Annotated in this window: 9 protein-coding genes; 1 reads left to right on the top strand and 8 read right to left on the bottom strand. The window is 41.7% G+C overall.

Annotated elements, in window-relative coordinates:
* Positions 1 to 143: 143 nt before the first annotated feature.
* Together BCT81_RS00045 and BCT81_RS00040 are read right to left on the bottom strand one after the other, a co-directional pair.
* A complete protein-coding gene (locus tag BCT81_RS00045; protein ID WP_102422907.1) occupies positions 144 to 644 on the bottom strand; it encodes a GNAT family N-acetyltransferase in 501 nt (166 codons plus the stop codon).
* Between the two features lie 142 nt (positions 645 to 786).
* On the bottom strand, positions 787 to 1,779 hold the full coding sequence (locus BCT81_RS00040) for a DUF2860 domain-containing protein (RefSeq protein ID WP_102422906.1): 993 nt from the start codon (positions 1,777 to 1,779) through the stop codon (positions 787 to 789).
* 203 nt (positions 1,780 to 1,982) lie between these two features.
* On the opposite strand from BCT81_RS00040, the gene BCT81_RS00035 reads away from it, so the two are divergent.
* Positions 1,983 to 2,480, top strand: a complete 498-nt coding sequence (locus BCT81_RS00035) for a fasciclin domain-containing protein (RefSeq protein WP_102422905.1) — start codon at positions 1,983 to 1,985, stop codon at positions 2,478 to 2,480.
* 113 nt (positions 2,481 to 2,593) lie between these two features.
* Here the strand turns inward: BCT81_RS00035 and BCT81_RS00030 are convergent, their stop codons facing one another.
* The 6 genes from BCT81_RS00030 to BCT81_RS00005 form a co-directional block, all read right to left on the bottom strand.
* The gene (locus BCT81_RS00030; RefSeq protein WP_086713803.1) at positions 2,594 to 2,890 is read right to left on the bottom strand and encodes a hypothetical protein; all 297 of its coding nucleotides are present in this window, start codon (positions 2,888 to 2,890) and stop codon (positions 2,594 to 2,596) included.
* Positions 2,891 to 3,029: 139 nt separating this feature from the next.
* Complete coding sequence (locus BCT81_RS29970) at positions 3,030 to 3,221, bottom strand: hypothetical protein (RefSeq protein WP_102422904.1); 192 nt, start codon at positions 3,219 to 3,221, stop codon at positions 3,030 to 3,032.
* Positions 3,222 to 3,387: 166 nt separating this feature from the next.
* Positions 3,388 to 3,858 (bottom strand): GNAT family N-acetyltransferase, encoded by a 471-nt coding sequence (locus BCT81_RS00020; protein ID WP_102422903.1) that lies wholly within the window; start codon positions 3,856 to 3,858, stop codon positions 3,388 to 3,390.
* A 103-nt stretch (positions 3,859 to 3,961) separates the two neighbouring features.
* Complete coding sequence (locus BCT81_RS00015; protein ID WP_102422902.1) at positions 3,962 to 4,180, bottom strand: hypothetical protein; 219 nt, start codon at positions 4,178 to 4,180, stop codon at positions 3,962 to 3,964.
* A 25-nt stretch (positions 4,181 to 4,205) separates the two neighbouring features.
* Positions 4,206 to 4,499 carry a cupin domain-containing protein gene (locus BCT81_RS00010; RefSeq protein ID WP_241908121.1) on the bottom strand — a complete coding sequence of 98 codons (294 nt, stop codon included), beginning with the start codon at positions 4,497 to 4,499 and terminating at the stop codon, positions 4,206 to 4,208.
* Positions 4,500 to 4,578: 79 nt separating this feature from the next.
* Entirely contained in the window at positions 4,579 to 5,082 is a 504-nt protein-coding gene (locus tag BCT81_RS00005) for a YgjV family protein (protein WP_102422901.1), read from the bottom strand.
* Between the last annotated feature and the right edge of the window lie 167 nt (positions 5,083 to 5,249).

The following is a 5,249-nucleotide window of genomic DNA, read 5'->3' as shown; positions in this document are numbered from 1 at the left end:
GTACTAGTTAGTCAACACACCTCAACTCATAACAAAATCATAAAACCCTCAAACTTCTGCAGTTTGAGGGCTTTATGCTTTATGGCTTTACAGCGGTAATCTAATTCTTATTCAGATTATAAATTCAATCACCTAAAGCGAATTCAAGATGCTAGATATTCAGGCTTTATTCTCGACATCAGCAACATATCAATGTACTTGCCGTTTTTGAAGGTACTCAATCGCTTAGTCCCCTCTAACTGAAAACCTACGCGTTCGTACAAAGCAATCGCAGCGTGGTTATCGGCATGAACCTCTAACTCTAGGCGGACGAGATTTAGCCAATTATCCGCCTGATTAATGGCTTCTTGCATCAAGGTTTTACCAACCCCTTTTCCGTGAACATCCGGATGAATGGCAATAGCAAGCCCTGCGCAGTGTCGGTCCCTTACCTTAGTTGTCATAAATAAAGTGATGTGGCCTACGACTTTCTCGGCCGATTCAGCGACTAGAGTAAAATGGTCTGAATGACCAAATAACCGATCCACTTGATCTGAACTTAGGTATGGTTTTTGTGACGTGTTTGCTGAAATCGAAGGACGGCGATAAATATCGAATAAATCTTGGCTATCCGTTGCTTCTAAATGTCTAATTTTTATTTCCAAAGCGCTTCCTTACTATCTAATCTTTTTAACTGAATGACTTTCATACTACGGATAGCAACGAGCACCTACAACCTTAAAAGATGTAAGTGCCCGAAATAACTAACTTAACTTATAATTTTACGGTCAGAGCGATCGCTCACCATTAAAATTTGTAGTCGATACCGACGCTCGCCAATACCTGCTCAGAATTATAGAAATCGATATTCGAGTCGATCGTTCTATAGCCAAGTAATGAAATAAACGACCAATCTTCATACCCCATCAACCCACCAAACTCATACGCTAAGAAGGCACCGTACTCGTTCTCTTCACGAGTTTTTCCATAAATTGGATTGGCTTCATCGTACTGACGATCGTTCGCATCTAACGTTACAACAAAGCCGTGACGACCGAGTCTCTTTGCGTAATTCAATTCAATCCCGTAACTGTCAAAACTTAGCGCATCTCCTTCCGCATCCGCAAGAAAATACACCATAGAAGGCACTAACAAACCGGCTTGATTTGGCAGTATGAATCGATATCCGGCTTTGGCATACACATAGGTTCTTTCCCTATCTAACAGCGCTGCCTTTTCTGGCGATATGGACGGGGTGCCTAGAGTGCCCGATAACTCATCATCAACATCAGACTCACCAATAGCAAAATCTGTTTGGAAAGCAGTGCCGCCGATGTTAGTCAGTTGTAGGCGGCCCACGTTACCCTTTACATCAGTTTCGTTTCGATTCACACCAACAGCGTAAGGATCAGACCAAGCCTTGCCGGAGATAAGTGTCGGTAACACGGAAACATCTAATATGGTTCCGCCAGAGAGTTGGTGTCGATAACCGATTTCAAAAGCAATGGTACCGGTCGCAATATCTTCTCGGGTGGTACCGGCATAAACTTGGTGAGTAAGGGATTCACCAAAGGTATATTTAACAGTTCCAAGAAAACCAAGTAAGCCTTGATTCTCACTATCGCCTTCCATGGTATTGGTTGCTTGGTTTGAGTCTTGTTCAGTACTCAAATTACTGCTGTCAGAATAGAACCCAGCCAAGACACTAAAGTTACCACTAAAGCCCTCACTAGGAGCTAGTCCACTGTACGCTGGCATAGAAACAGCCGCGGAAAGTACTACAGGTAAAACAGACCTCATATTCACATCCACTAGTTGAATAATCACCCATTAAATATATGTACAAATTTAGAATTACAACAAGTATTTAACCTTTCTACATCCCCACTTTGTTGAGTTTTCGGGATAGGACAATGTCTCAAGCGTGACGTAGATATGATCTATCGTGCTTGGCCTTTCGTAACAAGCCTCGGAAATAAAGGAAAAACTGAAAGGAACCCAATATGTTTAAGAACTTATATAAAAGCCTGTCGCTGTTCGCCGCATCACTTCTTTTATCAACGGCTGTCCATGCTGACCATCATGGTATGAAAAAAGACATCGTGGACGTGGCAGTAGAAAACGGCTCTTTCACAACGTTAGTGGCGGCAGTAAAAGCGGCAGGATTAGTGGACACACTGAAAGGAGAAGGCCCTTTTACTGTTTTTGCACCAACAGATGAAGCGTTTGCCGCTCTACCGGATGGTACAGTAGACATGTTATTAAAGCCGGAAAATAAAGATAAACTGGTCGCAGTACTCACCTACCATGTAGTGCCAGGAAAAGTAATGGCTGAAGATGTGGTCAAACTAGACAGCGCAATCACCGTACAGGGTGAGCCAGTCACAATTAGTACTGACCATGGTGTTGTAATGGTCAACAAAGCTCATGTCGTAACGGCAGACGTTAAAGCGAGCAACGGCGTGATACATGTCATTGACGCAGTGCTGTTACCTAAGTAATAGACAACCAATGGTCGTTGAAAGAGATTTAGGAGGTGTGACAATGTCACGCCTCTTTTCTATTCGAACAGTAGATTTTGGCTTATTACTTTAGATAGTAATTTGATATTGGGTTATACAAACAGTCGGCCAAATATCAGGAACGCGGCCATCGACACCACTTTGGTAAACACCACCACCCAAATACAGTCACCAATACTCGAATGAGTTGCCTTCCCAAGTAGAAATACGAACAGTATAAGCCCTAGAACCCACCCCACTGTCGGAATCATAGAGACTAGAGATACGATAATCGCTATCGTTAGAAGAGACTTAAAATCCGCCACCACAAACGACATTTTAGATGCAATGTACATACAACATGCCGTGACTAGCGCATCCATAACAAATGCTAAAGCTTCGATTCCCACGTACTACCCTCACTTTTTTCAATCGAACCGAATAGTACATTGAAATTAAAGAGGAAATCTTAGGACATTTGTAAAAACATCATCAACATCTGTCCCACAATTGAGACTTAGAGAAGATTTTTGGCAATCATTTCGAGATTTATTCTTTGGCATTCTCATATTTATGACCGAATAAACAAAGGAATGAATTGATGACAAAAGAAAAGAAAGAAATAACCACGACGAAAAGCGGAAACACCCCAGAGACCCCAGCTCGCAGGGCTAACACTCCGATCGCAAAAGAAAACATCGACACTAATGTATATATTTTTAATCTACTCACATGACTCATGAACAACACTCCTTGTATTCATTCAATCTTTAAGATTAGACAAATTGGCTAGCACACAATTTGAACTCATCGACAATATCAATAGATCAGCAAAATTTACCCTTAAAAAGGTTTAATAATCCTTTTAGGCCTGTACCTCTTCACAATCTTCGCTCTTAACGTAAGCCTAATTGTCGACAACCTTTTCCATCACGAAATTCGTCAACGTTACTCCCCGCATATCGACTTGCTGATCATTCACTACTTTAAAACCCATACGCTCATAAAATGGCCTCGCCGTGATACTTACCTCTGAGAAGTATCTTGATACCCCACGAATTTGCCCAATCGTGAATACATGCTCCATCAACGCTCGGCCAACACCTCGCCCCTGATATTCATGATGGCAAAAAAAATGGTCGACCAAGCCACTTGGCTGTAAGTCGGTATAGCCAACAATATGACCATCTAACTCAGCGACAAAAGGTTTTAACCCGTCCATACGCTTTTGCCACAACGCAAAGTCAAAACCACTTGGTGCCCAAGCCTCGACTTGCTCTTGAGAATAATCTCGTATGTTCACGTTGCGAACCGTGTAGAAAAAGATCTCCCATAACGCTTTGGCATCACTTTCTTGATAATTTCGAATTCTAACCACACTCTCTTCCTTTGGTTGCTTTCAGATTCTAACTATTGGAATTGTTACTCTACAAACAGGTATCAGTTGATACATAGTTGCAATGGGACTCTCACTGACCACATTAAAGAATACGTGTCACTGATGGGTACTTTTCTGAAGCAAACTCATGATAAATATCCGCTAAATAACGCGCTAACTCTTCCTCTGCTAAATCAGAAGGTATGATCACGTCATAAACTCGAGCACGTATCGATGTTTCCGATTCTCGATAAAGTAGCCACTCTTCGTTTTGCCTCTGTACCGACATTTTCTGATGAAAAACACGAAATTTTAGCCACATACGCAATTTTACCTCTATCTATAAATTAACGGTAAAACACCGCTAGCCATATCGTGACAGAGTCTTTGTCGGTCCCCAGAACCTTGTGTTTTTCACCTGCGGAAATATTGAGGTAGTCCCCCTTAGACAAAGTAACAATGCGACCATCAGCAAATTCGATAACGCCTTGCCCCTCGAGCACCAGAACCCATTCATGTTCCTCTTGATCGTACCAACCCTCCTCAGGTGAACTGTGTCCATGTGAAAGTATCCTCTCTATCCGAATGTTGTCATTCGCTATCAAGTCATTAAATATTTCATTAGGTATCGACGAAGGGATATCCGTTTAGATATTTGACATAGCATTTCCTTGTTTTTTTAGCCGCTCAAAGGTTGTGAGGTGTTAATGACACAACACACTAAGCAGCTACGTTCTTCCTGAAATAAAAACGGTAATAGCCAAGCAAGTTACTGCCAATAAATAAGGCTTCCATAACAACCGCTGTTGGAGAGCCAACTAAGTAATTATGAACAAGCCAAAAACTGGTGCCGATGATCATTAGCTCTCGAAGTCGACGGTCATCCTTGTTAAAAGCAGCAAATGTTTGGAACATTGATGCAAAGCAACTCAATACGCTAGTTAACCCTGAGAAGGTAAAGACAGTAGCAACCACAGACAGAGAGCAAAACAGATATTTGAATTTAGGTGATGTGGAAAACACACTCGTTAAATAACGCATAGTGGCAATAATCATCAAGCATGCCGCAGTCCACTGCTCCAAAAGAATAAAGTGACTTGAAATCAGTACACCGGCAAAAAACAGGCAAGTCACAATCTTCTTACGCTCTTTAAACTGAAACGACAGGAGATCAAAGCAAATCGCAATGGCGACTAAAACTTGAGATAGATAAAAAGCAGACACAGTGATTCCTTCAACAATAACTTAGGTTTAACGACCTCGCTACGATTCATCAGGCAGCTCAATAGCCAGTAGCGCTCGTATGAACCCTCCATTTGTAACCTAAAAAAATGGGCTACACGATTATTTTTTGAATTACTGACTCGTTTTAGCGGCCTATGTGATATTCG

Origin of the sequence: Vibrio sp. 10N.261.52.A1, from assembly GCF_002876325.1 — a bacterium.
GTDB lineage: Bacteria > Pseudomonadota > Gammaproteobacteria > Enterobacterales > Vibrionaceae > Vibrio > Vibrio chagasii.
The sequence above is the reverse complement of the archived record's forward strand: the minus strand, read 5'-3'. Positions and strand labels throughout refer to the sequence as shown.

What these genes read in the sequence shown, in the direction of transcription:
- BCT81_RS00040 (WP_102422906.1), bottom strand. Translation starts at nt 1,779, where the DNA reads ATGAGGTCTGTTTTACCTGTAGTACTTTCCGCGGCTGTTTCTATGCCA.
- BCT81_RS00035 (WP_102422905.1), top strand. Translation starts at nt 1,983, where the DNA reads ATGTTTAAGAACTTATATAAAAGCCTGTCGCTGTTCGCCGCATCACTT.
- BCT81_RS29970 (WP_102422904.1), bottom strand. Translation starts at nt 3,221, where the DNA reads ATGAGTCATGTGAGTAGATTAAAAATATATACATTAGTGTCGATGTTT.
- BCT81_RS00015 (WP_102422902.1), bottom strand. Translation starts at nt 4,180, where the DNA reads ATGTGGCTAAAATTTCGTGTTTTTCATCAGAAAATGTCGGTACAGAGG.